Consider the following 1,543-nt stretch of genomic DNA (forward strand, 5'->3'; position numbering starts at 1 on the left):
TTAGAATCAAGACCAAATCAGAATCTTTAAGAACTTCCCTTTGATTCTTGCGCTTTGTTATCACTGATAAATCAGCTAAACATTGCTCTAGAAAGGAGGTGTTCCAGCCGCACCTTCCGGTACGGCTACCTTGTTACGACTTAGCCCCAGTTACCAGTTTTACCCTAGGCGGCTCCTTGCGGTGACCGACTTCAGGTACCCCCGGCTTCCATGGCTTGACGGGCGGTGTGTACAAGGCCCGGGAACGTATTCACCGGATCATGGCTGATATCCGATTACTAGCGATTCCAGCTTCACGCAGTCGAGTTGCAGACTGCGATCCGAACTGTGATAGGGTTTATAGATTCGCTCCTGGTCGCCCAGTGGCTGCTCTCTGTCCCTACCATTGTAGCACGTGTGTGGCCCAGGACGTAAGGGCCGTGATGATTTGACGTCATCCCCACCTTCCTCGCGGTTTGCACCGGCAGTCTGGCTAGAGTTCCCGACATTACTCGCTGGCAACTAACCACAGGGGTTGCGCTCGTTATAGGACTTAACCTGACACCTCACGGCACGAGCTGACGACAACCATGCAGCACCTTGTAATCTGTCCGAAGAAAAAAGTGTTTCCACTCCTGTCAGACTACATTTAAGCCCTGGTAAGGTTCCTCGCGTATCATCGAATTAAACCACATGCTCCACCGCTTGTGCGGGCCCCCGTCAATTCCTTTGAGTTTCATTCTTGCGAACGTACTCCCCAGGTGGGTTACTTATCACTTTCGCTTAACCACTCAGCCCTTAATCGGGCCGAACAGCTAGTAACCATCGTTTACGGCGTAGACTACCAGGGTATCTAATCCTGTTCGCTACCTACGCTTTCGTCCATCAGCGTCAGTATATTATTAGTGATCTGCCTTCGCAATCGGTATTCTGAGTAATATCTATGCATTTCACCGCTACACTACTCATTCTAACCACTTCATAATAACTCAAGACAATCAGTATCAATGGCAGTTCTCCCGTTGAGCGGAAGACTTTCACCACTGACTTAACTGCCCGCCTACGGACCCTTTAAACCCAATGATTCCGGATAACGCTTGGATCCTCCGTATTACCGCGGCTGCTGGCACGGAGTTAGCCGATCCTTATTCGCAGAGTACCGTCAAACTCCCACACGTGGGAGTGGTTCTTCCTCTGTAAAAGCAGTTTACAACCCATAGGGCAGTCTTCCTGCACGCGGCATGGCTGGATCAGGCTCTCGCCCATTGTCCAATATTCCTCACTGCTGCCTCCCGTAGGAGTCTGGTCCGTGTCTCAGTACCAGTGTGGGGGATCTCCCTCTCAGGACCCCTACCTATCGATGCCTTGGTAAGCCGTTACCTTACCAACAAACTAATAGGACGCATACCCATCTAATAGCCATAAATGTTTAATGATGATCTCAGGTGAGACCTCCATACTATGGGGCATTAATCCAAGTTTCCCTGGGCTATTCCCCGCTAAAAGGTAGGTTGTATACGCGTTACGCACCCGTGCGCCGGTCGTCAGCAAAAGAGCAAGCTCT

General features: G+C 50.7%; 1 rRNA gene. It reads right to left on the reverse strand.

From position 1 onward, the window contains the following. Positions 1-91 precede the first annotated feature (91 nt). Positions 92-1,543 (reverse strand): 16S ribosomal RNA (locus LB465_RS18020); the annotation flags it as partial.

It is taken from the genome of Salegentibacter lacus, from assembly GCF_020164555.1.
Lineage (GTDB): Bacteria > Bacteroidota > Bacteroidia > Flavobacteriales > Flavobacteriaceae > Salegentibacter > Salegentibacter lacus.